This window comes from Bordetella genomosp. 12 (assembly GCF_002261355.1).
GTDB lineage: Bacteria > Pseudomonadota > Gammaproteobacteria > Burkholderiales > Burkholderiaceae_B > Bordetella.
The window spans coordinates 1,410,136-1,434,705 of record NZ_NEVU01000002.1 but is presented as its reverse complement, the minus strand read 5'-3'; the positions used below and the strand labels follow the sequence as shown (position 1 = coordinate 1,434,705).

At 63.6% G+C, this 24,570-nt stretch carries 19 protein-coding genes; 11 read left to right on the top strand and 8 right to left on the bottom strand.

The window, feature by feature from the left end; genetic code table 11:
* On the top strand, positions 1–1,153 hold a 1,153-nt coding region (locus CAL22_RS12140; RefSeq protein WP_143276965.1), incomplete at its 5' end, for an autotransporter outer membrane beta-barrel domain-containing protein.
* A 282-nt stretch (positions 1,154–1,435) separates the two neighbouring features.
* Here the strand turns inward: CAL22_RS12140 and CAL22_RS12135 are convergent.
* The 5 genes from CAL22_RS12135 to CAL22_RS12115 are packed head-to-tail and all read right to left on the bottom strand — an operon-like array spanning position 1,436 to position 5,470.
* The gene (locus CAL22_RS12135) at positions 1,436–2,824 is read right to left on the bottom strand and encodes an NAD-dependent succinate-semialdehyde dehydrogenase (protein WP_094813445.1); all 1,389 of its coding nucleotides are present in this window, start codon (positions 2,822–2,824) and stop codon (positions 1,436–1,438) included.
* Positions 2,825–2,826: 2 nt separating this feature from the next.
* Positions 2,827–3,153, bottom strand: a complete 327-nt coding sequence (locus tag CAL22_RS12130; RefSeq protein WP_244193848.1) for an EthD family reductase — start codon at positions 3,151–3,153, stop codon at positions 2,827–2,829.
* Between the two features lie 2 nt (positions 3,154–3,155).
* Complete coding sequence (locus CAL22_RS12125; RefSeq protein ID WP_094813443.1) at positions 3,156–4,082, bottom strand: NAD(P)-dependent oxidoreductase; 927 nt, start codon at positions 4,080–4,082, stop codon at positions 3,156–3,158.
* Complete coding sequence (locus CAL22_RS12120) at positions 4,079–4,495, bottom strand: carboxymuconolactone decarboxylase family protein (RefSeq protein ID WP_094813441.1); 417 nt, start codon at positions 4,493–4,495, stop codon at positions 4,079–4,081. The genes CAL22_RS12125 and CAL22_RS12120 overlap by 4 nt, the downstream gene beginning before the upstream one ends.
* 18 nt (positions 4,496–4,513) lie before the next feature.
* The gene (locus CAL22_RS12115) at positions 4,514–5,470 is read right to left on the bottom strand and encodes a tripartite tricarboxylate transporter substrate-binding protein (RefSeq protein WP_143276964.1); all 957 of its coding nucleotides are present in this window, start codon (positions 5,468–5,470) and stop codon (positions 4,514–4,516) included.
* Positions 5,471–5,619: 149 nt separating this feature from the next.
* Here CAL22_RS12115 and CAL22_RS12110 point away from each other — a divergent pair, with 149 nt between their 5' ends.
* The 8 genes from CAL22_RS12110 to greB all read left to right on the top strand — a co-directional run bounded on the left by CAL22_RS12110 (position 5,620) and on the right by greB (position 15,489).
* A complete protein-coding gene (locus tag CAL22_RS12110) occupies positions 5,620–6,525 on the top strand; it encodes a LysR family transcriptional regulator (RefSeq protein WP_094813660.1) in 906 nt (301 codons plus the stop codon).
* A 306-nt stretch (positions 6,526–6,831) separates the two neighbouring features.
* Positions 6,832–9,168 (top strand): DNA internalization-related competence protein ComEC/Rec2, encoded by a 2,337-nt coding sequence (locus CAL22_RS12105; protein ID WP_348271680.1) that lies wholly within the window; start codon positions 6,832–6,834, stop codon positions 9,166–9,168.
* Positions 9,169–9,622: 454 nt separating this feature from the next.
* Positions 9,623–10,618, top strand: coding sequence for a glycosyltransferase family 9 protein (locus CAL22_RS12100; protein WP_094813437.1), 996 nt, complete (start codon positions 9,623–9,625; stop codon positions 10,616–10,618).
* Between the two features lie 49 nt (positions 10,619–10,667).
* Entirely contained in the window at positions 10,668–11,909 is a 1,242-nt protein-coding gene (locus CAL22_RS12095) for an O-antigen ligase family protein (RefSeq protein ID WP_094813435.1), read from the top strand.
* A 209-nt stretch (positions 11,910–12,118) separates the two neighbouring features.
* The gene (locus CAL22_RS12090) at positions 12,119–13,012 is read left to right on the top strand and encodes a DMT family transporter (RefSeq protein WP_244193847.1); all 894 of its coding nucleotides are present in this window, start codon (positions 12,119–12,121) and stop codon (positions 13,010–13,012) included.
* A gap of 86 nt (positions 13,013–13,098) precedes the next feature.
* The gene (locus CAL22_RS12085; RefSeq protein ID WP_094813431.1) at positions 13,099–13,968 is read left to right on the top strand and encodes an alpha/beta fold hydrolase; all 870 of its coding nucleotides are present in this window, start codon (positions 13,099–13,101) and stop codon (positions 13,966–13,968) included.
* 56 nt (positions 13,969–14,024) lie between these two features.
* Positions 14,025–14,870: a 3',5'-nucleoside bisphosphate phosphatase gene (locus tag CAL22_RS12080; protein ID WP_094813429.1), complete on the top strand. Its 846-nt coding sequence runs from the start codon at positions 14,025–14,027 to the stop codon at positions 14,868–14,870.
* A gap of 58 nt (positions 14,871–14,928) precedes the next feature.
* Complete coding sequence (greB, locus tag CAL22_RS12075; RefSeq protein WP_094813427.1) at positions 14,929–15,489, top strand: transcription elongation factor GreB; 561 nt, start codon at positions 14,929–14,931, stop codon at positions 15,487–15,489.
* A 118-nt stretch (positions 15,490–15,607) separates the two neighbouring features.
* Here the strand turns inward: greB and CAL22_RS12070 are convergent, their stop codons facing one another.
* The 3 genes from CAL22_RS12070 to CAL22_RS12060 are packed head-to-tail and all read right to left on the bottom strand — an operon-like array spanning position 15,608 to position 18,507.
* Positions 15,608–16,636, bottom strand: a complete 1,029-nt coding sequence (locus CAL22_RS12070; protein WP_094813425.1) for a DctP family TRAP transporter solute-binding subunit — start codon at positions 16,634–16,636, stop codon at positions 15,608–15,610.
* A gap of 42 nt (positions 16,637–16,678) precedes the next feature.
* Positions 16,679–17,977, bottom strand: coding sequence for a TRAP transporter large permease (locus CAL22_RS12065; RefSeq protein ID WP_094813423.1), 1,299 nt, complete (start codon positions 17,975–17,977; stop codon positions 16,679–16,681).
* Positions 17,974–18,507: a TRAP transporter small permease gene (locus tag CAL22_RS12060; RefSeq protein WP_094813421.1), complete on the bottom strand. Its 534-nt coding sequence runs from the start codon at positions 18,505–18,507 to the stop codon at positions 17,974–17,976. The genes CAL22_RS12065 and CAL22_RS12060 overlap by 4 nt, the downstream gene beginning before the upstream one ends.
* Positions 18,508–18,887: 380 nt before the next feature.
* On the opposite strand from CAL22_RS12060, the gene purL reads away from it, so the two are divergent.
* Positions 18,888–22,937, top strand: a complete 4,050-nt coding sequence (purL, locus tag CAL22_RS12055; protein WP_094813658.1) for a phosphoribosylformylglycinamidine synthase — start codon at positions 18,888–18,890, stop codon at positions 22,935–22,937.
* A gap of 159 nt (positions 22,938–23,096) precedes the next feature.
* Entirely contained in the window at positions 23,097–24,569 is a 1,473-nt protein-coding gene (locus CAL22_RS12050; protein WP_094813419.1) for a M20 family metallopeptidase, read from the top strand.
* Position 24,570: the final 1 nt, after the last annotated feature.

Genomic DNA, 24,570 nt, shown 5'->3' with positions numbered 1-24,570 from the left:
CGCGATTAACGGCGCTACCACCCAAGCCTCCGCGTTTTCCTTGACCGGCCGCGTGGTGGCGGGCCCTTATGAGTACCGGCTCTTCCGGGGAACCGACGGATCGAGCACGGACGAGAGCTGGTACTTGCGGTCGGAGAAAGAGCCCGATCCGCCCACGCCGCCCACGCCTCCCGGGCCGACGCCGGATCCCGACCCTCTGTATCGCCCGGAGGTCGCGGCCTACCTGGCCAACCAGCGCCTGGTAGGGGAGATGTTCATTCAGAGCATGCACGATCGGTTGGGAGAACCTCAGTTCATCGAATCGCAAGCGTTTGCCGATCAGGACGGCAAGCGCAAGGCCGTGTGGATGCGCGCCGTGGGCAAATGGGAGGGCACCCACAGCCGCGATGGCAACTTCAAGGTCAGCACGGACCTGTTCCTGTTGCAAGGCGGCGGGGATCTTGCACAGTGGAAGCTCTTCTCGGACAGCGACCGCCTGCACCTGGGCGTCATGTTCGGCGTGGGCACGGCCGATAGCACCGCCCGCGCCGACGGCAATCCGTACCGGGCAAAGGGCCGCGTCAACGGCTATAGCACGGGGTTGTACGGCACGTGGTTCCAGAACGATGAGACCAAGCTGGGCGCTTATGTAGATACCTGGTTCCAGTACGGCTGGTTCAACAACCGGGTGCAGGGAAGCGAGCTGCCGCGCGTCGACTACGACGCGTCGGCCTGGGCGGTGTCCGCGGAAGCCGGTTATGCGTTCCAGCTGCGGGGAGATTGGAAGCTGGAGCCGCAGGCGCAGGTGATTTACGTCGACTCCAGCACGGACAGCATCCAGGAAGACAACGGCACGCGAGTGGACCGGGCTGATGCGAACGGCACGATCACGCGGCTGGGCGTGCGGACCTACACGACGTTTGACCTGGGCAACAACCGTAAGGTGCAGCCGTTTGCGACCGCGAACTGGTGGCATAGCAGCGTGGACAGCTCGATCTCGTTCAGCCAGTTGCCGGTCGGGGATTTGTATCCCAAGGACAGGTATGAATTGAAGGTGGGCGTGCATGCCGACTTCACCAAAGGCTGGACGGGCTGGGTCAGCGCCTCGGGCAGTTGGGGCGCGCAGGACTATCACCAGTACGCCGGGCGCATCGGTGTGAAATACACCTGGTAGCGAGACGCAGCCAGGCTGAAGGGGGCTGGTAAGGGGCAGGGCGGGCGCAAGGTAAGGGCATCGGGGCGAGATGCGGCACAGCACAAAAGCCGTTTGCACTGTGCCGCAGCGCTCGCCTTTACCCTGTTGACGCTTTCGGGTTCTTGGGCTCGCGGCCCAAGGCAACCCCGCCATAAACAGATTGGGATAAACAGATGGGACTGCGGCCGCGATCTAAAGCGCCTGCTTGCAGGCCAGGCCAGCATTGAGCACTGCTAGCTACGGCGCTTAGGCATCGTCGCGCTAGGTACGATCAAACCATACGGTTTGTGCATTAACAAACTCATGCACACCGAAGTGCGATAGCTCTCGACCATATCCGCTGTTCTTAACGCCGCCTATCGGAATGCGTGGATCGGACACCGAAAAACCATTGACGAATACACCGCCGGTCTCGAGACCCCGGGCCATCTTCCGGGCCAGTTCTTTTCTTTGCGTCCAGAGCGACCCACTAAGCCCAAATTCACTGTCGTTGGCCAGCCTGAGAGCATCGTCCTCGTTCTTCGCGTGAATCAGCGCTGCGACGGGACCAAAGGTTTCCTCAACGAAGGCGGCCATGCCGGGCTGGACGTTGGTCAACACGGTAGGTTCATGGAAAGCGCCGGGGCCTTGTGGAATCTTCCCGCCGAGAAGCAGTTTTGCGCCTTGCTGAGTTGTCCTAAGAACCTGGTCCGCTAATTCATCGCGCAAGTCGGCTCTTGCCATCGGGCCCACGTAGGTGGCCGGATTCTGAGGATCACCAAATTCGAGTGCGGCAACCTTGGTAACGAATTTCTCCGTAAACTCGGCCGCAATGGATGTTTCAAGGATGATTCGTTTGGCAGCAATGCAAATCTGTCCGGAGTTCTGGAAACGTCCTATCACAGCGGCATCGACGGCGCGGTCGATATCCGCATCAGCAAGAACGACGAATGGATCAGAACCTCCTAGCTCCAGCAATGTCTTTTTTAAGGCAGCACCAGCTTGAGCGGCGATCGCCGAACCTGCGCGCACACTGCCGGTAACCGCGACCGCGTTAATTCTGCGATCCACAATAGCCTTGGAAACCAGGTCATTGGTCACGTTGATGACGGAAAAAACGCCATCGGGGAACCCTGCCTGGGCGAAAAGGGCCAGCAATGCCAGAGCGCAACCCTGGACGTTGGGAGCGTGCTTGAGCATGTAACTATTGCCGGCCAGCACAATCGGCACTGCGCCCCTCAGAATCTGCCAATAGGGGAAGTTCCAAGGCATGATGGCCAGTACCGAGCCAATCGGCAAATAGGATACGTAGGCCTCCGGGCCGATAAGGGTTGGTTGGTCGCGAAGCATGGCGAGGCCGTTCTCGGCATACCAGTCGCATAGGTTCGCGCATTTCTCGATCTCAGCGACGGCCTGCGTGATGGGCTTGCCCATTTCCTTGGTCGCCATCAGTGCAAGGGATTGCTTATCTCTGCGTAGCAGTTGTCCAAGGGTGGCCACGCACTTGGCTCTGGCGTCTGGTTCATGACGCGCCCACGCACGATAGCCGGCATGAGCGAGAGTTAGCGCGGCCTCTAAACCCTCGCCGGTAACGTAGGGATACTTAGCCAGTAACTCGCCGGTGGCAGGGTTGATCGAGTGTGTTTCGGCGGGTGTCGCGTGGGCGGTCATGCTTACTTCTTCCTGTGTTCAATCACGACCAGGGGCCTGATTTCGCTCATGAAATTCGGAAGGTCGGCGAGCAGTGATGTCCCTTCGGTGCTGTCGAACGCAGCCTGCAATGCTGCTTCGTCTTTAAACCATAGCTCGCTGAATCCGTCGAACCCAAGAGGGTCGTCGGCATCTCGGACGACGAAGTTGACGGCATATTTCTCCAAGCCAGGAAGCTTCAAGCAAAGCGCTGCATGCACGTCCAGCCAGTGCGCGTGGAAGGCCTCCATCGTCATGTCGGGGCGGCGCTTGAGCAAGCCGATGCGTTTTATGTATTGTGTGTGTGCCATCTCTAAGCCTTTTGTGCGGTCCTCGCGGGAGCACCTTTGCCTCGAACTTCCACTCCCGTCCATTGCTCCAGTGTCTGAACGATAGTGGTGCTGTTCTTGTCCGCGCCGATCTGCAGCACGGTCTGCATCCATAGGCGGTCCACCGCCGTGCCCACCCACAGTGGCACTTGCAATGTCTCCGCCATGTCCAGGCAAAGGCGCACGTCTTTGCGCATCAGCGCATTGGCAAAACCATTGTCGAAAGACCGGTTGAGCACATGATTCGGAAAGCGCTCTTCGGTAGCCGCGTTGCGTCCCGAGCCGGTATTTATGACCGCTAGCATCACGTCGGGATCCAGGCCTGCCTTAACACCCAGAACCATTGCTTCAGCTGTGATGGCAAGATGAGTGGCTGACATGAGGTTGTTGATCAGCTTGAGGCAATGGCCTTGGCCTACTTCCGTCCCTACCAAGCCTGGCTTTCCAAATGCCTTGAGCACCGGCATGACCTGCTCCACTGCGGCAGGTTCGCCCGATACCATCAGCGCAAGGGTGCCGGCGATGGCACCGCCGACGCCGCCGCTGACCGGGGAGTCGATGGCGACAATGCGGCGAGCTGCCAATGCCTCGCCGACCTCTTGGGCCACCTTTGGGCCAGTCGTGGAAAGGTCGACGTAGATGCGAGCTTTATCTCCGTTGATGACCCCGTCCTGACCGAGCGCAACCAGCTTGACCACCTCGGGTGTCGGCAAGCTGACCATGACGATTTCAGCGCGGGACGCAACGTCTTTCGGGCTGGTTGCCACTTGAGCGCCTAGTCCCTTGTACTCGTCCACCTTATCTTTGGAGACGTCGAAGACAATGAGGTCGTAACCTCCGTCCAGGAGGCGCTTGGCGATCGGCGCTCCCATGCTTCCCAAGCCGATAAATCCGATAGGAGTTTCGTTCATTGCCCAGCCTTTTCTTTCAGGTGCGCATAGATCACCGGCGTGGCAGTCCGAAATCCTTCAATGCCCGCCGGAACGCCGGCATACACGGCCGCTTGCAAGAGCGCCTCTTGGATTTCCTCTACGGAGCAGCCATTGACCAGCGCGCCTCGTACGTGGGTTTCGAGTTCTTTGGGGCGATTCAGGGCGGTCAGCATGCCGATGTTCAGTAGACTGCGTGTCTTGCGTGTCAGCCCCGTCCGGGACCAAGCGGCTCCCCAGCAGAATTCGGTGGCAAACTGCTGCATGGGCGCATTGAATGCATCGGCTTCCCAAAGCGCTTGTTTGACTCTCTCTTTGCCAAGAACCTCCTCGCGCACCTGCAAGCCGGCCTTGAATTTTTCGGTTTCGTCGTACCGCCGTTTCGATTGGCTCATGTATCACCTACTCTTGAGTTATTCCGGCGTAGCACCGGAGATATTCACCGCCTCGGCCCACTTTGCGACTTCTTGATCAAGAAAGCGCTGCGCTTGCTCGGGAGTCTGGGACAGCACCCCACTGGCGCGTTCTGTCATGAACTTCGCCATTCCGGGGCTGTTCAGCACTTCCTGGCTTGCCTGGGAGATCTTCAGTTTGATTTCCTGGGGCACTGCCGCTGGCGTGAGCAGCATTCCCCAGCCGATCGCTTCGAACGGCTGGCCGGTCACTTCGGCTACGGTGGGCACGTCTGGAAGTTGCTCCAATCGTTTGGAAGTCGTTACCGCCAGCGGTATTAGCTTCTTGGACTGAATAAGGGGGAGAATCGCCGGAACCGCGTCGGCAATGATGGGTAACTGACCACCGACAACGTCGGCTTGCGCGGCAGGGCTGCCACGATAGGGAACGTGTTGCACATCGATTTGCATTGATCGATTGAGCATCGCCGCAGCCAGATGCTGGGTGCCGCCTACGCCAGCGCTGGCATAGGACAGCTTTCCCGGCTCTGCCTTGGCTTTGTCGGCATACTGCTGAAGCGAACCGATCTTTGAGGAAGGATTCGAGGCGAATATCAGCGGTACGGTGTAGATCCCGGTGATGGGAGTGAAATCCCTTTTAAGCTCATAGCCGAGTCGATCCTTGGGGTAGAGCGACTGATTGACAGCCATCGAGCTTCCCGCCATCAGGAGGGTGTAGCCATCTGCATTCGCGCGCGCTGCAGCGGCGATGCCAAGGTTGCTGCCAGCCCCGGACTTGTTGTCTACCACGATCGATTGTCCGAGCTTTTTCCCCAGTTCTGCGGCGAATGCGCGCGCGAAGATGTCCGCTGACTGGCCCGCTGCAAAGGGAACGATCATCGTGATTGGCCGTTCTGGGTAGGCGGCGGTCGCGGCAGTCGAGGCGGCAAGCAAAACGGCTAGGGCGACGGTTCTCATATATGGTCTCCTGGTTTTATCTAGGCGGTTATGGCTACCGCTCTGGCGACCAGTATGCGATTGTCCGAGTTGGTGTGGCGCGGTTAATCTCGAAGCGCTTTTCGAAAAATTAGAAAGCTGTTGGCGCCTGTTTGGGGATAATCCTAGAAATGCCTATCGTGATTCCTGATCTGAGAACGCTGGTCTTGTTCATCGATACCGTCGAGGCGGGTAGCATTACTCGTGCCGCCGATATGTCCAACATGGTGGTGTCGGCGGCCAGTCGGAGACTAGCGCTGCTGGAAGAAAGCATAGGAACACCGCTCTTGATTCGCGGAGCCCGGGGCGTTGCTGCCACGCCGGCAGGCGAAGCGATGGTGTTCCATGCAAGACACCTATTGCGCCAGGTGGGTCAGATGAATGTCGACCTGCAGGATCACGCTCGGGGAGTGCGTGGCATCGTGCGGATACACGCGGTTGCGTCCGCGCTGAGCAGGCAATTGCCTAATGACCTTCGCCGCTATAGTGAGTTGTATCCCGAGGTCGGTCTCCAACTGGAAGAGAAGCACTCCTTTGAAGCGGTTGGCGCGGTGCAACTGGGGCTGGCCGATGTTGCCGTCACATTTTCCACGGTGCCGGAGGAGGGCGGGCTCACTTATCTTCCGTACAAAACTTCCCAATTGGTGGCCATCGTTCACTCCAACCACAACGCGCGCTTCGAGGCATGCAGCTTGGGCGACTTGCTCGATTACGATCTCATTGGGCTGGAGAGCAATACAGCATTAATGAGCCTTCTGGAGCGAGGGGCGAGGTCGTATGAGAAACCTGTAAGGCTGCGAACTCAGGTCAAGAGTTTTTATGTGCTGTCGCGTTTAGTCGAGGCAAGGCTGGGGGTCGGTTTCATGCCTCTTGACGCAGCCATGTCGTTCGCCAAGGATATGCAGATTCGTATCATCCACCTGACAGATGGGTGGGCAAACAGGCAATTGCACATCTGCACTCAAACTCTGCCGCAATTGCCCGCTCACACGGCCAATCTGATCGAGGTGCTCTTAGAAACCCGCAGCCAACCTTGAGCGCCTGGGAAGCAAGGATGTGCGGCACGATGATCGAACCGAAGCCCAGCAGCAAGTAAGGCGTGTGATTTGGGGGTAGCCTCATCGGCCGCGCAGGTGCCCCAGCCAGCGCGATGGCTCGGCTCGATCGCCGTTGACCAGTGTTCTGTTTGGTCCGACTTGGGTCCGCGTAGTGCGCTCGGCGCGGAAACGGCCGGGCTTTCATCCAGTGGTTGGCAAGTGCCCCCTGGGGCGCCATCCCGGTCGCGTACTTCCCGCCTTGATGACACTACGCTGTGACATTGCCGTACACCGCAGCGGCCGCCGGTGAGCATCACGGTGCAGACTCTCCTTTTTTTGGGGAGTGCAGTCATGTGGCGGTGGCTCGGCGGTGAGCGAGCCTTGATGGGCGGGTTGATGCTGCTGGCAGCAGGGCTGGCCCTGGGACGCGCGCTGACCTGGGGCGCGGGGGGGCTGCCGGCCGAGCATGACAATCAGATCTTCGTCTTGCCCCTGACCGTGGCTAGTCTGGCGGTGGGAGACGCCGCCAGTCGGACGTTCACGGCGCAATTGGACGACGACAGGCCGCCCGGTGTGCCGTCGCAACTTCGGGTGAGCTGGCGGGCGCTGCCGGGCGGGCAGGTACCGGCGCTCATTCCGGGCCAACGTTGGCGCATGGCCTTGGTGCTGCGCCGACCCTACGGGCCGGCCAATCCGCATGGCCCGCATTACGAGCGGCGCCTGTACGCCGATGGGGTGGGGGCCACGGCAACCGTGCGCGGCCAGCCGCGCCTGCTCGCTCCGCCGCACGGCTACCTGCTGGAGCGCGCGCGTCACTATCTGCGGTCGCGGCTGGCCGAAGTGTTGGGGCCGCGCCCCTATGCCGGGGTCATCATCGCACTGGTCATGGGGGATCAGCAGGGGGTGCGGCGTGAAGACTGGCAAGTCTTCAACCGTACAGGCATCACCCATTTGGTGTCGATCAGCGGCTTGCACGTGACGATGCTCTCGGGCCTGGCCGCCGGTGTGATGAGCGGGATCTGGCGGCGTTTGCGTTGGCGCGGCTACCCGCTTGCTGAACGCTGGGCGGCTCAGCGCGCCGCGGCCGTGGCGGCGGTGATTGTGGCATTGGCCTATTGTTTGCTGGCAGGCTGGAGTGTGCCGACACGGCGCACCTTCTTCATGTTGGCCGTGGTGGCCTGGGCGTTGCAGGTCCGCCTGCCGGTGCGGCGCTCGGTGGTGTTGCTGCTGGCCGCGACGGCCGTGGTGGCGCTTGATCCCTGGGCGGTTACGACGCCAGGGTTCTGGCTGTCTTTCGGGGCGGTGGCGATCTTGCTGCGCGTGGCGCTGACGCCCCGGCAAGGCCGCTGGGCCGAGCGTGCGCGGGCGGTGGTGGTGGATTTTTTTCGTACCCAGATGGCCGTGACGCTGGGCCTGTTGCCGCTGCTGGCGTTCTGGGTGGGAGAGGTGTCCTTGGTGTCGCCGCTGGCCAACGCCGTGGCAATCCCCTGGGTCAGTCTGTTGGTCACGCCGCTGGCTTTGCTGGCGGGGCTGGGAGCGATCTGGCCGGGGCGTTGGGGCGCGGAACTGGCGGGGCTGTTGGCAGCCACGGCACACGGTAGCCTTGCCGTGCTGATGCCGTCGTTGCGGTGGTTGGCGGATTGGCCTTGGGCCACGCTGCCCGTGGCTGCCTCGCCGATCTGGCTGTTGCTGCTGGCGCTGATCGGGGTCGCCTGGGCATTGCAGGGTTGGGGATGGCCGGCACGCTGGGTGGGCTGGTTGTGTGTGCTGCCGATGCTGACGTGGCGGCCCGAGCGGCCACTGCCGGGGGATTGGCGGCTGACCGCCTTGGACGTGGGGCAGGGCGCCGCAGTGGTGCTGGAGACGGCGCATCACGTGTTGGTGTATGACACCGGGCCGCGCCATTACCGCTCCTGGGATGCCGGCGAGCGGGTGGTGCTGCCCTATTTGCGTGCACGCGGTGTCCGTGCGCTGGATCATCTGGTGGTGTCGCACGCGGATCTGGACCACGCCGGAGGGATGCCCGCGCTGTTGGCCGCCCTGCCGGTGGCGCAGTCATGGTCTTCGTTTGCGCTGCCCGCCTGGCTGGCGCGCGAGCGGCGTTTGCGTGAACGCGACGGCGCTATGCGGCCCGAGCGGGTGCTGCTGCCGCGGCAGCAGCATGAATGCCGCGCGGGCCAGGCCTGGGAAATGGATGGTGTCCGTCTGCGATTTCTGCATCCGGGGCCGCAGCGGGCGCTTTGGCCGAAAGGCAACAATGCGCGCAGCTGTGTCTTGTTAATCGAAGGCCGCACCCATCGCGCCCTGTTGCCGGGGGATGTGGGCGCAGCGGAGGAGTTGGCCTGGGTGGCGGACTTGCCTGCGGTGGATGTCGTGCTGGCGCCGCACCACGGGTCGGCCGCCTCGTCCAGCCCCGCGCTGGTGGCCGCTGCCCGGGCCCGTCATGTCATTGCTCAGGCTGGCCGCTTCAGTCGTTTTGGTCATCCGGCCGCCGCCGCGGTCAGGCGCTGGGAGCGCGCGGGCGCGACGGTCTGGCGCACCGACCGCGATGGCGCCATCGTGGTGGAGGCTGCCGAGACATTGCGGGTATCGGCCTGGCGGCAGGTGCGCTGGGATGGGTTTGCCGCGGCCCAGGCGCCATGATGTTTAGGCTGGGCCGGGCCTGGGAGTGCACGGAGGCTGCGGCGGCGCCCGACTTCCCATGACGCGGGATGTTGACGAGGTGCTGCCCGCGCAGCCGGCGACGCGCGACCTGCGTTTGGCGATCTGGCATCTGGCTGGCGCCCAAGCGCGGGTTACAGAGGCCTGATCTACCCCAATTGGCCAGCGCGCCGCAGGCCGGCGGGACTCCCGCCGGCGGGAAATCGTTCTGTTTTTGTAGCGTCAAATAAAACCCGGGTTTAAATTGCGCAATGCGATATAGGCATGTGTTAAAAAGGCAACCGTTTTGTGAGGTTTGAGTTGGCTTCGTGCCCGTCCCAGAGTTTGAGATCGTCTCCAAGGCAGCTTGAGGTGCAAGCCTCGAGCATCGATGATGGCGCCAATGCCGCGAACGGGGGGCAACCCGTTCTGAACCTCTTGCACGAATAGATACACCATGACCCCAAGGTCCGATACCGCTGCCTATGAGGCAGCTCTTCATCTGGAGCAACTCCGGCAGGCCAAGCGCATTGCCGTGTTGATGGCCCCGCGTCTGGGCGACAGCGTATTGATGATGGCCATGGCCGACAACCTTGCGCGCAATGGCCGCGAGGTGGTGGTGTTTGGCGATTTCATCTACGGCATGCGCGAGGCGTTTGCCGGTCTGGATGTGCGTCCTTCGCTGGATGAGACCGAGGCCAAGGCAGTGCTGGCGGATTTTGACTGTGCCGTGCAGATGCATGTCGGCTGGCCCTATCCCCTGCATGACTACGCCAAGGGCTACTTTTATTACGATGCGCACGTGGTGATCACGGGTAGGGGCTTCGTCAAGCTGGAGCAGATCCGCGATTTCTGCCGTGACGAGATCGGCCTGCCGCACTGTACGCTGGCCAACGGCTTGCAGCCGCCCGCGCACTGGCAGTATCGCCAGCATCCCAAGCGCGTGGCGATTCACCCCAGTTCCACCAGCGAGCAACGCTGCTGGGCGCAGGCGCATTTCGTTGAGTTGGGCCGGCGCCTGCAGCGCTTGGGCTACGAGCCTTACTACATCCTGGCCGCGCATGAGCGCGAGCACTGGCGCTGCCTCGAAGCGCAGGGCCTGCCTATTCAGCAATCTCCCTCTTTGCTGGATGTGGCGCGCTTCATTCATGAGTCGGGTTGGTTCATCGGCAACGAGTCGGGAATTGGCCATTTGGCCTCGAATGTCGGCATCCCCACCTTGACCCTGACCGGCCGGCCCACCCGCACCCGGGCCTGGCGCCCCGCATGGGCACCGTCACGCATTGTGTATCCGTCCTATATTCCGGGCGGCCGCTGGCGCGATCGCCTGTGGCGGCAGTGGCTGCTGCCCTCGCAGGTGATGCGGGCGTTCAAACGATTGGTCCAGGAGTGCAATAATACGCCCGGCTCTTCGGGGCAGTCGTCACCGGATAGCGCGTTCCGCCAGGCTTGAACTGGTCAGTTTGTGAGCATGTGAGGGTGTGTTGTCTAGAAGCTTTTTGATGGCGGTCACTGCGTTGGCCCTGCTCGTCCCCGCCTTGGCCCTGATCAGCGCCGACGGCGGCCCGGCCATCCTCTACGTGACCTCCTTTTTTGGCCTGACCGCCTGGGCTGTCAATGCCGTGACGCGGCGCGAGCCCTTCGATTTCCGTAGTCTGGCGCCCATGGCCGTGGCGCTGTTCTCGCCGCTGACGGCGATGCTGATCACCAACGCCGTCCATGACGTCTGGAGCTCTTCCGAGTTCGAAAAACTGTTGCGCTTTGCCCTGGCCGTGCCCATAGGCTGGATGCTGCTGCGCGCCCGCCGCGAATGGTTGCGCAATGTGCAGTGGTCACTGATTTTCAGTGCCTATGCGGGCTCTATCATGCTGCTCGCCATCGTCTGGTCGCCCGGTCTGGGCCGCATGGCGGTGTCCGAGTTTGGCGGTAAATACAACGCGGTGGCCTTTGCGGACCTGACGCTGTTCTTCGGCTTTGCCTCCGCGCTGTGTCTGCCCTGGGTGTGCTCGCCTTGGCCGCGCCTGGAGGCGGCGCTCAAGCTGCTGGCCGTGCCCCTGTCGGTTTACGCCGTGTGGGTCTCGGAGACGCGCAGCAGCTGGATACTGTTTGCCGTGTTGGGGCTGGTCATCCTGCTGGATAACCGCCATTGGAGCCGGCGCATGAAGTTGGCGTTTGTCGGCGGCGCGGCCGCTTTCATGTTGGCCGGCCTGGTGTTCTCCTGGAACTCCAGCAGCAGCCGGATGAGCGAGCTCTGGTCGGAGTTCCAGCGCTACGAGCAGCAGGATCGCGACACGTCGACGGGAATCCGCATGCAGTTGTGGCAAGCGTCCTGGTTGATGTTCAAGGAGCATCCGCTGGTGGGCGTGGGCGCGCCAAACTTCCGCGAAGAGCTGGGCCGCTTCGAGCAGCAGGGCATCGTGACAGCGCGCGTGGCGACGGACTACGGCGAGCCGCATAATGACTTTCTGGCGGCGTTGGCGGGCTATGGCCTGATCGGGCTGCTGAGCTTTTGCGCGCTCTATTTCATCCCCGCAGCGGTCTTCTGGAGGCGCTTGCGCAGCGCCGACACCCTGGTGCGCGTGGGCGCGCGCATCGGCCTGCTCTTCACGCTGGGGTATTCGCTGTTCAGCGTGACGGAGATGATGTTTCGCAATATGCGCAGCGTCCCCATCTACGCGATCACGCTGGTCGTGCTGTACGCCCTGACCCGCGAGAAGACGCCGGATCCCATCCGGGTCCGCTAGCGCTGGCGCTCGCGGTATGGGGCCGGGCCCCGCCACAGGGCGCGCGCCTATCCGCGGGACATCCCCGGTGTTGTGCCGTCCCGCTGCCGGGTTGCCGATGCGGGCCGGTCGCGCCGGGCAACTGGCTCTATGACGAAGCGCATGGCTGGCCTGACCGGGCCGGCGCCGGGCTTTCTAGAATGAGCCATCGCCCTTGCCCCCGGTCCCTCATGACCCGCCGTCGCGCCTTTGCCCTGCTCTTGCTGATCGCTCTCTGTTGGGGGCTGAACTGGCCATTGGGCAAAATGCTGCTCGAACACCTGCCGCCTTTGTGGGTGGTGCTCTTGCGATCGGCCCTGGGCACGCTGGCGTTGGGAGGATTGTGCCTGGCGCGCGGGCGGCTAGTCTGGCCGCGCCGCGGGGACTGGCCGTTGATCCTGGCGGTCGGCGGGCTGCATATGACGGCGTTTTCCGCTTTGGTAAGTGTCGGCCTGACTCAGGTGAGCGCGGGCCGCGCGGTCCTGTTGGCGTACACCACGCCGCTGTGGGTGCTGCCGCTGGCGGCGCTGACGCTGCATGAGCGGCCCACCTGGCCCCAATGGCTCGGCGCGTCCATGGCGCTGCTGGGGCTGTTGGTGCTGTTTCAGCCCGCGGACTTCGACTGGGCCGATGGGCGGGCCTGGCGTGGCAATGGCTTGCTGTTGCTGGGCGCCATGTGCTGGTCGGGCAGCATGGTCTATATCCGCGCCCATCGCTGGGTGACTCCCCCTTTCGAGCTGACCTTCTGGCAGGCGCTTTTGGCCACGTTGCTGTTGTTGCCCGTGGTGCTTGCCATCGAAGGGCCGCCACGTTTTGTCGTCAGCGCTCAGGACCTGGCCCTGCTCGTCTATGGCGGGGTATTTGCCATCGCGGTGGCTTATTGGGCGCTGACCACCGTCAATCGTGCGATGCCTTCCGGCCTGACCTCCCTGGGCTTGCTGTTCGTGCCGGTAGTGGGCATTTTCAGTTCGCAGTTGTTGCTAGGGGAGCGGCCGGATGCCGGGCTGCTGATCGCGGGCCTGTGCATCCTTTGCGGCGTGCTGACCAGTCTTTGGGCAGCGCCGCGCGCGCAGGGGGTAAGATGAAGCACAATCCCTTTGCAAACAGGCCCTTCATGTCAGAACCGCGTTTGGACTCCGTTACCTGCGTCAGCCCGGCTGGGTTTCATCGCATGGCGTATTGGGAGTGGGGTGATCCGGACAACGCGCGGGTCCTGCTCTGCGTGCATGGCCTGACGCGCAACGGGCGCGACTTCGACCATCTGGCGCGCCGCCTCTCGGGGCATTACCGAGTCGTGTGTCCGGATGTCGTCGGGCGAGGGCAGTCAGATTGGCTGACCAATCCCATGTTTTATACGATTGCGCAGTATGCGTCGGACATGATGACTTTGCTGGCGCGCCTGCGGCCGGCAAGCCTGGCCTGGGTGGGAACCTCCATGGGCGGCTTGATCGGCCTGGGTCTGGCCGGGGCCTTGAGCCTGGCGCGGCAAACGCATGCGGCGCAAGCGCATGCGGGCCTGCCGGCATCGCAAGAGCTGAGCATCGAGCGCATGGTCCTCAATGATGTGGGCCCGCGCTTGCAGCGTGTGGCGCTGGACCGGATATGCGAGAACGTCGGCGCGCCAGGGATTTTCAACACCTTTGACCAGGCCGTTGAGGCGACCAAGGCGGCTTGCGCTAATTTCGGGCCGCACAGCGAGGAGCAGTGGCGCGAACTGGCCGATCACAGTTATGTGCGCGCCGGGAGCCATTGGATCAAGCGTTATGACTTGAATATCGCCCTGGCGTTGGCGGCCCAGGCCAATCCGCAGGCGTATGAGGCCGGCGAACGCCTGCTCTGGCATGCGTATGAGGGCCTGGATTGCCCGATTCTGGTTTTGCGGGGCGCCGAGTCGGATCTGCTCAGCGCCTCGACGGTCCAGGAGATGCGGCAGCGCAACCTGCACACGCGGGAGGTGGTCTTTGCCGGGGTGGGCCATGCGCCCACCCTGATGTCGGCCGATCAAATCCAGCCGGTAGCCGATTTCCTGCTGGCGGGCTGACAGGGCAGGGCGCGCGGGTGCTTACATGCGGATGACGCTGCGCCTACAATAGCCCCATGCATAGCGCCCGCCTGAATATCGATCTGCACTGCCATTCCACGGTCTCTGACGGCATGTTGCCGCCCGCCGAGGTGGCGCGCCGTGCGCGCGCCAATGGCGTCGATGTCTGGGCGCTCACCGATCACGATGAAGTGGGCGGCATCGACGAGGCGCGTGCCGCAGCGGCCGAGGTCGGGCTGCGTTATTTCACGGGCGCGGAAATCTCCGTGACCTGGGCCGGCCAAACCGTGCATATCGTGGGCCTGCGTTTTGACGATAAAAACAGCGCCCTGGTCGAAGGTTTGCGCAATACCCGCGCCGGGCGCGCCGGCCGTGCGCGGCGCATTGGCGAGCGGCTCGCGGCCCTGGGTATGCCGGGCGCTTATGAGGGGGCCTTGCCTTTTGCCGGCAATCCCGAGCTCATCAGCCGCACCCATTTCGCGCGCTATCTGGTCGAGGCGGGCTATTGCCCCGATGTGCAGACGGTATTCAATAAGTATCTGGGCGACGATTGCCCTGGCCATGAGCCCATGCAGTGGGCGACCCTGGCCGAAGCCGTGGGTTGGATACGCGGGGCGGGCGGGCGCGCGGTGATCGCCCATCCGGGCCGCTACAAATACACCCCTTTGCAGTTTGCCGCCTTGTTCGATGAGTTCTTGCAGCTTGGCGGCGAGGGCATAGAGGTCGTGACGGGCAGCCACACCGCGCACGAGGCGGAGCAATACGCCGGGGTGGCGCGCCGCTATGGCTTTCTGGCCTCGCGCGGCTCGGACTTCCACAGTGTGCGCGAGAGCAAAGCCGATCTGGGACGCCTGCCTGCCTTGCCGGAAGACTTGACGCCGGTCTGGCACGACTGGCTCTGAGCCGCTTTTCGCATTTTGATCAGGCGTCCTGCGGGCGCCGAATCCGTACTGGTTTGCCATGAACAAGGCTTTTGTCAAAGAATCCGACCGCGACGATGACGACGATCTGCCCCAAGCGCAGGCGTTGCCGGCCGGAATGCGCAACTACATGACACCAGAGGGCTATGCGCGGCTGCGCGACGAGTTGGCGCATTTGATGACCGTCGAGCGGCCCAGCGTGGTGCAGATTGTCTCCTGGGCGGCCTCCAACGGCGACCGCTCCGAGAATGGCGATTATCTCTACGGCAAAAAGCGTTTGCGGGAGATTGACCGGCGCATGCGCTTTCTGACCAAACGGCTGGACATCGCCGAAGTCGTCGACGCCTCCGTGCAGCCTAACCGCGATCAGGTGTTTTTCGGCGCGACCGTGGTCTATGCCGACAAAGCGGGCGCCGAGCACACCGTGCGGATCGTCGGCGTGGACGAGGCCGAGCCGCTGGCCGGCAAGATCAGCTGGATTTCGCCCGTGGCGCGGGCGCTCATCAAGGCGCGCGAGGGTGACACCGTGGTGTTGCGCACGCCTGGCGGGGTGGAGGAACTCGACATTCTCGAGGTCCGTTATCCGCCCCTGCAAGCTTGAGCTGACGACCGAAAGAAACGGGCGCTGGCTTGTGGCCAGCGCCCGTGGTTTGGAAGGGATTATTGACGCCCCTGCCTTGCGTCGGTGGCGGGAGCCACCGTTCCCCTTGGGCTGCTGCTTATTGCTTGCGGTTGGCGATGGACTTTTCAGCCAAATTGACCAGATCCTCGCCGATCTGTTTCTTCCACTTGGTATAGACGCTCTTGGTTGCGTCCACGAAGGCCGCGTGCTGGCTGGCATCCAGTGTGGTGATGGTCACGCCGTGGCTTTCGATCTCCTTGAGCAGCGAGGGGTCCTGCGGCGTGACGCCTTTGCGCGCAATGACGATCTCTTGCTTGGCGGAGTCCAGCGCGGCCTGGCGCACGATCTCGCGGTCTTTCTCGCTCCATGAATTCCAGACGTCGCGGTTGACCACGTAAATGAGCGGATCAGCCACGTAGTTCCAGAGGGTCAGGTACTTTTGGCCCACAGTGTAGAGCTTGGAGCCGGTATAAATCGACAGAGGGTTTTCCTGCCCATCGACCGCGCCGCTGGCCAGTGCCGGCTGCGCATCGGCCCAGCTCATCTGCGTGGGATTGGCGCCCAGCGCGGTGAACGTGTCGATGTAGAGCGGCGAGCCCACGACGCGCAGTTTCAGGCCTTTCATGTCGGCTGGCATCTTGATGACATGCTTGGAGTTCGAGAGTTGGCGATAGCCGTTCTCGCCCCAAGCCAGCGGCACCACGCCGGCCTTGTCGATGTACTTGAAAATCTCCTTACCCACCTCTCCCTGCACCAGCGCATCGATGGCGGCATAGTCGGGCATCAGGAAGGGCAGCGAGAACAGGTTGAGCTGCTTGACCTGCGGTGACCAATTGATGGTCGAGCCCACGGCCATGTCGATCACGCCTTGGCGGATGGCGGTGAACTCGCGCGTCTGATCGCCCTGCACGAGGGAGGTGCCGGGGTAGACCTTGATATTGATGCGCCCGTCGGTGCGCTCGCGCACCAGGTTGGCCCAGATTTCCGCGCCCTGACCCCAGGGAAAGCTGGTGCCCACCACGATGGAGAGCTTGTATTCCGGCTTGTAGTTCTGGGCCTGCGCCTGGGGCAGGGCCAGGGTGGTGGCAGCCAGCACGGCCGCGCTCAACAGGGTGGATAGTTTCATGGGGTCTCCTCGGTTTGTGCTTGCTTTGTTATGGGGCCAGGCCTAATAGCCCAGCCGATGCGGCAACCAGAGTGCCAGTTGCGGATAGGCCAGCACCGCAATGAGTACGACCATCATGCCGGCCAGCAGCCAGATCACCCAGGGCACGGTGGATTCCATGGGCACGCGCGCAATCCGGCAGGACACCATGAGGTTCACGGCCAGCGGCGGGGTGAACTGGCCTAGCGCGACCTTCAGGGTGAGGATGACGCCAAACCACACGGGATCCCAGCCGTAGGCGTTGGCGATGGGCATCAACAGCGGCACGAAGATCAGGAAGATGGAGATGCCGTCCAGGAACATCCCCACCGTCATCAACAGCACGATCAGCAAAGCCAGCACGCCGTACTCGCCCAGGCCGGAGTTGACGATGGCGTGGGTAATCGGGTCGATGACGCTTAGCGTCGACAACGCCCAGGCGAAAATGCCCGCCAGGGTGACCACCATCATGATGACGGCGGATAACTCGGCCGCTTCGCGCAGGATGGGGAACAGGTCGCGGATTTTGATCGTGCGGTGCACGCACATCCCGACGAACAGGCCATAGAAAACGGCCACCACGGCCGCCTCGGTGGGCGTGAACCAGCCCAGGCGCATTCCGCCCAGGATGAGTACGGGCGCGGCCAGGCCCCAGAGCGCGTCACGAAAGCTCTGCCAGAAGGGCGGACGGGGCAGTTTGGCTTCCAGTTGGCCCATGCCGTGCTTGCGCGCCAGCCAGACAGCCGGGACGATGAGCGCAAAGCCGGCCAGAATGCCGGGCACCATGCCGGCGGCAAAGAGCGCCGGCACCGAGGCCTCGGGCACCAGAACCGAGTAAATGATGAAGGCGACCGAAGGCGGGATGAGAATATCCGTGGCCGCGCCGGCGGCCACGACGGCGGCGGAGTAAGGCTTGGGATAACCCGCGCGCGACATGGCGGCGATCATGACCGCGCCCACGGCGGCCGCGCAGGCCGGCCCCGAGCCGGAGATGCCGCCCAGGAACATCGCCACGAAGATGGAGATCATGGGCAGCATGCCCGGGCCGCGGCCAAAAATGGAAATGGCGAAATCCACCAGCCGCTTGGCCACGCCCGAACGGTCGAAGATGGAGCCGACCAGCACGAACATCGGGATGGCCAGCAGCGGATACTTGGCCAGGCCGGCGTAGAAATTCTGCGGCACGGCCAGCAGGCCGAACCAGGTGACATCGGTGTTGGACAGCACGATGGCCAGCGTGCCGGCCAGGCCAAGGGCCACGCCTACCGGTACGCCGATGATCATCAGGCCGATGAAGACCACAAACAGCAGCGTGGCGATCATTGGCCGGCCTCCGGGCGCCGCCGCGCCAGCCGGATGAGCGAGCCCAGCACGCGCAGGGTGATGCCGGCCGAGAAGATGGGCAGCCAGATGGAGTACCACCAGGTCGGCAGGCCGATGGCGGGCGAGGTTTCTTCGAAGCGAAACTCGTCGTACACCAGGCGGGTCGACAGCACCGTCAGCAGCGCGAAGAAGAACAGCACACAGGCGTTGGAGATCAGGCCCAGAATACGTTGGCGCCTGGGCGAGCCGTTGTCGGCCAGGATCTCGATGCGGATGTGATGATTGCGCACAAAGGCCAGGCTGCCGCCGGCCATGGTCAACACGATCAACAGGAACACCGAGATTTCTTCGGTCCAGGCGAATGACTGATCGGTCAGGTAGCGGACCAGGACATTGCCGAAGGTGATCAGGGCCAGGGCGGCCAGCAGAATCACGGCCAGCCAATCTTCGATGGCCAGAGGCACTTTGACCGGGGGATCGACTTCCGGAGGGATGATGGGTTCGAGTGGCTCTTCTTGGGGGCGTTGCATCACGAACTGCAAAAAAGGCTGTTGAACAGCTCTGATAGGGACAGGGGAGGCTGCATCCTACCGTCGGGATATCCAGGCAGGTCTTCGTGTTTTCCCGCGGTGCGGGCCGCGAACAACATGCTGCGTCGCCGCAAATCAGGCTGACGGGAGCCTGAATCCAGGATTTCACCAACCTGGCAGGCCCCTTGGGCGCCGTCTTTTGGCTTGCGGCATTGCGGCGCAGCATGGGCCATCGCGGGGGGCGGATGATTTTGTAACCGAGGCGCGGCGCAACGCTCGGAAGCCCTAAATGGGCTGACTTGGGATTTGGTCCGGGTTTACCCCCGCCGAGCAGGTAAAATCATGTTTTGATCCTCTTTCTTCCCTACGGCGCCCGCATCGTGTCCCTTGTCCAGCATCTGCCCGGTTCCTCCGTCCTGTCCTCGTTTCGCCGTGAGCGGCTCCTCGCGCAACTGAAAAAGGCCGGTCTGCCGGTGGCGGACGTATCCGCCCGCTACGAACATTTCGTGCAAACCGACAAGGCCTTGTCCGCCGAACAGCAGACTCACCTTGTTCAACTGCTGGATTACGGCACGCCCGTTGCCGGCGAGCCGGCGGCCAAGAGCCTGGCGCTTTTGGTCATTCCCCGTCTGGGCACGATTTCGCCCTGGGCCAGCAAAGCCACCGACATTGCCCACAACTGTGGTCTGGACAGCGTGCGCCGCATCGAGCGCGGGGTGCGTTACACCCTGACGCCCGAGCGGGGTTTGTTGGGCAGCAAATCTTTCGATGCCGACATGCTGGCGCGTGCGGCGGATTGCCTGCATGACCGCATGACGGAAACGGTCGTGCAGGCCGACTTCGATGGCCAGGCGCTCTTTACGCCGTTGGCCGGCAAAGCCATGCGCACCGTGGCCGTCAAGGCAGAAGGCCGCGCGGCGCTCGAGGCGGCCAACAAGAGCCTGGGTCTGGCGCTGTCCGAAGACGAGATCGAGTATCTCGCCAAGGCTTTCGGCGATCTGGACCGCGACCCCACCGATGTGGAGTTGATGATGTTCGCCCAGGCCAATAGCGAACACTGCCGGCACAAGATTTTCAACGCGGATTGGGTCATCGATGGCCAGGCGCAGCCCAACACGCTGTTTGGCATGATCCGCGCCACGCACAAAGCCCAGCCGCAAGGCACGGTCGTGGCCTATTCGGACAACGCCGCCGTCATGGAAGGCGGCCCGGCTCAGCGCTTCCAGGCCGGCGTGCCTGGCGTGGCAGGCGAAGGCGCCGATGCCGCGCGCTATGTGCGCCGTGATGCCGTCATGCACACCCTCATGAAGGTCGAGACGCACAACCATCCCACCGCGATTGCTCCCTTCCCGGGGGCGGCCACCGGGGCGGGCGGCGAAATTCGCGATGAAGGCGCGACCGGCCGCGGTTCCAAGCCCAAGGCGGGCCTGACGGGCTTTACCGTGTCCCATCTGCGCTTCGATGATGCGCTGCAGCCCTGGGAGGCCGATCACCATGGTCTGCCGGACCGCATCGCCACGCCGTTGTCCATCATGATCGACGGCCCTATTGGCGGCGCCGCCTTCAATAACGAATTCGGCCGGCCCAATTTGTTGGGCTATTTCCGCAGCTTCGAGCAGACCGCGGGCGACACGCGCTGGGGTTACCACAAGCCCATCATGATTGCGGGCGGCCTGGGCAGCATCGACGCCGGGCTGACCCATAAAGATCCTTTGCCGCCTGGCGCCTTGCTGGTGCAATTGGGCGGCCCGGGTTTCCGCATCGGGATGGGCGGCGGCGCGGCCTCGAGCATGAGCGTGGGCAGCAATTCCGCCGAACTGGATTTCGACAGCGTGCAGCGCGGCAACCCCGAACTGGAACGCCGCGCTCAGGAAGTCATCGACCGGTGCTGGCAGCAAGGCACGGACAACCCCATCCTGGCGATTCATGACGTGGGCGCGGGCGGTTTGTCCAATGCCTTCCCCGAGCTGGTCAATGATGCCGGGCGCGGTGCCACGTTCGATCTGAAGCGCGTGCCCGTGGAAGAGTCGGGTCTGTCGCCGGCCGAGATCTGGAGCAATGAGTCGCAGGAACGCTATGTGCTGGCGATCCTGCCTCAGGATCTGGCGCGCTTTGAGGCCATCGCGCAGCGCGAGCGCTGCCCGTTCGCGGTCGTGGGCGTGGCCACCGAAGAGCGCCAGTTGCGCGTGGTCGACGGCGAAGGCCTGCCGGGCCTGGATGCCGTGCGTGCGCAGGGCGCCGATGAAGTCCGCCCGGTGGATGTGCCTATCGACGTCATCCTGGGCAAGCCGCCGCGCATGACGCGCGACGTGCAGCGCCTGCCGGGGGTGTCGGCACCGCTGGATCTGGCCGGCATCGATCTGACCGAAGCCGCCTATCGCGTGCTGCGCCATCCGACGGTGGCCAACAAGAGTTTCCTTATCACCATCGGTGACCGCACGGTGGGCGGCTTGTCCAGCCGCGACCAGATGGTCGGCCCCTGGCAGATTCCGGTGGCCGATGCCGCCGTGACGCTGGCCGATTACGAGGGCTTTCGCGGTGAGGCGATGTCCATGGGCGAGCGCACGCCGCTGGCCATGCTGGACGCGCCGGCCTCGGGCCGCATGGCGGTGGCCGAAGCGCTGACAAATCTGGCCTCGGCCGATGTGGCGCGCCTGGAAGACATCAAACTGTCGGCCAACTGGATGGCCGCTTGCGGTGTGCCGGGGCAGGATGCCGCCCTGTACGACACCGTATCCGCCGTCAGCGAGCTGTGCCAGGCCGTGGGCTTGTCCATCCCGGTCGGCAAGGACTCGCTGTCCATGAAGACGACCTGGAACGAGGACGGCCAGGCGCGTCAGGTCGTCGCCCCGGTTTCGCTCATCGTCACGGCGTTCTCGCCTGTCGGCGACGTGCGCGCCAGCCTGACGCCGCAATTGCGCGGCGAGGCGGGCGACAGCGTGCTGATCTTTATCGACCTGGGCCGCGGGCGCCACCGCATGGGGGGCTCCATCCTGGCGCAGGTGTATAACCAGGTCGGCGAGACGGTGCCGGATATCGACCAGCCGCAGGATCTGCGGGCGTTTTTCGTGACCATCCGTACGCTGGCCGAGGCGGGCACGATCCTGGCCTATCACGACCGTTCCGACGGCGGTCTGTTCGCCACCCTTACCGAAATGGCGTTTGCGGGGCGCACCGGCGTGTCGATCAATCTCGATATGCTGACTTTCGATCCGCAATCGGCCGATTGGGGCGACTACAAGATCCGCCCGGAGCAGGTGGCCGTGCAGCGTGATGAGCTCACGCTCAAGGCGCTGTTCTCTGAGGAAGCTGGCGCGGTGATTCAAGTGCCTGCTTCGGAGCGCGACGCGGTCATGCAGGTGTTGCGCGGCGCGGGTCTGTCGGCGCACTCGCATGTCATTGGCGGGCTCAACGGCGGCGACGAGATCGAGTTTTTCCGCGACGGCAAGAAGATCTGGGGCCAGCCGCGCGCCGAGCTGGGCCGCGCCTGGAGCGAAGTCAGCTACCGCATCATGGCGCGCCGCGATAATCCGGCCTGCGCCCAGGCCGAACTGGACGTCTGGAATGACGCCACCGATCCTGGCCTGTCGCCGCGCGTGGCGTTCAACCCGCAAGACGACGTGGCCGCACCGTTCATCGCGACCGGCAAGCGTCCGCGCGTGGCCATCTTGCGCGAGCAGGGCTGCAATAGCCAGGTCGAAATGGCCTGGGCTTTCGATACTTCGGGTTTCGAGGCGGTCGATGTGCACATGACCGATCTGCTGTCCGGCCGTATCGATCTGGCCGGCATGCAAGGTCTGGTGGCCGTGGGCGGTTTCAGCTACGGCGACGTGTTGGGGGCTGGCGAAGGGTGGGCGCGCACCATCCGCTTCAATCGCAAGCTGTCGGATCAGTTCGCGGCTTACTTTGCGCGTCCGGATACCTTTGCCCTGGGTGTGTGCAATGGCTGCCAGATGATGGCCGCGCTGGCGCCCATGATCCCGGGCGCGGAGTTCTGGCCGCGTTTTACGCGCAACCAATCCGAGAAGTACGAAGCGCGGCTGTCGCTGGTCGAAGTGCAGGCCTCGCCGTCCATCTTCTTCGCAGGCATGGAAGGCGCGCGGATTCCGGTGGCGGTGGCGCATGGCGAAGGGTATGCCGACTTTTCGCAGCAGGGCGATGCCAGCCGCGTGCTGGCCGCCGCACGGTACATCGACAACCACGGCAAGCCGACCGAAGCCTATCCTTTCAATCCCAATGGCAGCCCGCAAGGCCTGACCTCGGTGACCACGGCCGATGGCCGCTTCACCGTGCTGATGCCGCACCCCGAGCGCGTGACGCGTAACGTCATGATGTCCTGGGCGCCGCAGCAGTGGGGCGACAAGGACAGCGGCGGCGCTTACACCCCGTGGATGCGCTTTTTCCGCAATGCGCGGGTCTGGCTGGGCTGATCAGCACCTGGCCTGCTGCGAAGAACCGGGAAACGGCCTGCCGCCGTTTCCCGGTTTTTTCTTGCGCCCGCCGTCTGCCGCGAACCGGCAGCAGGGGACGAGTTTGCGGCTTAAAATAGTGCTTTCGCGCTACGCTTGCTCCTGGAAGGAGAACCGCCCATGAACGCCCGTGTCCCTGACGACGCCCTGCCTCCCACTTTGGATCCGAAAGCCCTGCAGGCCTTCGTCGATGAGAAGTGGGATACCGAAATCATCCCCGCGCTGACCGATTACATCGCCATTCCCGCCAAAAGCCCGGCTTTTGACGCCGACTGGGAAAAGAACGCCTACATCGAACGCGTGGTGCGCGACGCCGCGCAATGGGTCGAGGCGCAAAAGGTAGCCGGCATGACGCTGGAGGTGGTGCGCCTGCCCGGCCGCACGCCCGTGATTTTTTTCGATGTGCCCGCCACACGCAAAGACAACGGCGACACGGTGCTGCTCTACGGGCACCTGGACAAGCAGCCCGAGTTCTCGGGCTGGCGCTCCGATCTGGGCCCCTGGACCCCCAAGTACGAAGACGGCAAGCTGTATGGCCGGGGCGGCGCGGACGATGGTTATGCCGTCTACGCCTCGCTGACGGCCATCATGGCGCTGGACAAGCAGGGCATTCCGCGCCCGCGCTGCGTGGGCATCGTCGAGACCTGTGAGGAGTCCGGCAGCTATGACCTGCTGCCCTATGTGGACGCGCTGCGCGATCGCCTGGGCAGTGTGGCGCTCGTGGTCTGTCTGGACTCGGGCGCCGGCAACTATGACCAGCTCTGGATGACGACCTCCCTGCGCGGCATGGTGTCCGGCACGCTGGAGGTGCAGGTTCTGGACGAAGGCGTCCATTCCGGCGACTCCAGCGGTGTGGTGCCCTCGAGTTTCCGCATCCTGCGCCACCTGCTCGACCGCCTGGAAGATAGCGGCACCGGCCGCCTGCTGCCGCAAAGCCTGCATTGCGAAATCCCCGCCGACCGGATCGATCAGGTCAAGGCGACGGCGCAGATTCTGGGCGACGAAGTGTGGCGCCGCTTCCCCTGGAGCTGTGGGGCCGAGGCCGGCTTTGTGCTGCCCATGACCACCGACCCGGAACAGGCGCTGCTCAACCGCACCTGGCGCCCGACCCTGTCGGTGACCGGCGCCGAAGGTCTGCCGCCTCTGTCCAGCGCGGGCAATGTGCTGCGGCCACGCACGGCTTTCAAGCTTTCGCTGCGCCTGCCCCCGCTCATCGACGCGGTAGCGGCCTCGCAAGAAATCAAGTCCCTGCTCGAGGCGGACTCGCCCTATAACGCCAAAGTCATTTTTCACGCCAACGAGGGCGCAGCCACGGGCTGGAATGCGCCTTCCTCGGCGGCGTGGCTGTCACAGGCGCTGGACCTGGCGTCGCAGGACTATTACGGCGCGCCTTGCGGCTACATCGGGCAGGGCGGCACGATCCCGCTGATGAGCATGTTGCAAAAGGGCTTTCCGAAGGCGCAGTTTATGGTGTGCGGCGTGCTGGGCCCCAAGTCCAACGCACATGGCCCCAATGAATTCCTGCACGTGCCTTACGGCAAGAAATTGACCGCTGCCGTGGCCCAGACCATGGCCGCCATGCCCGTGGCCTGAG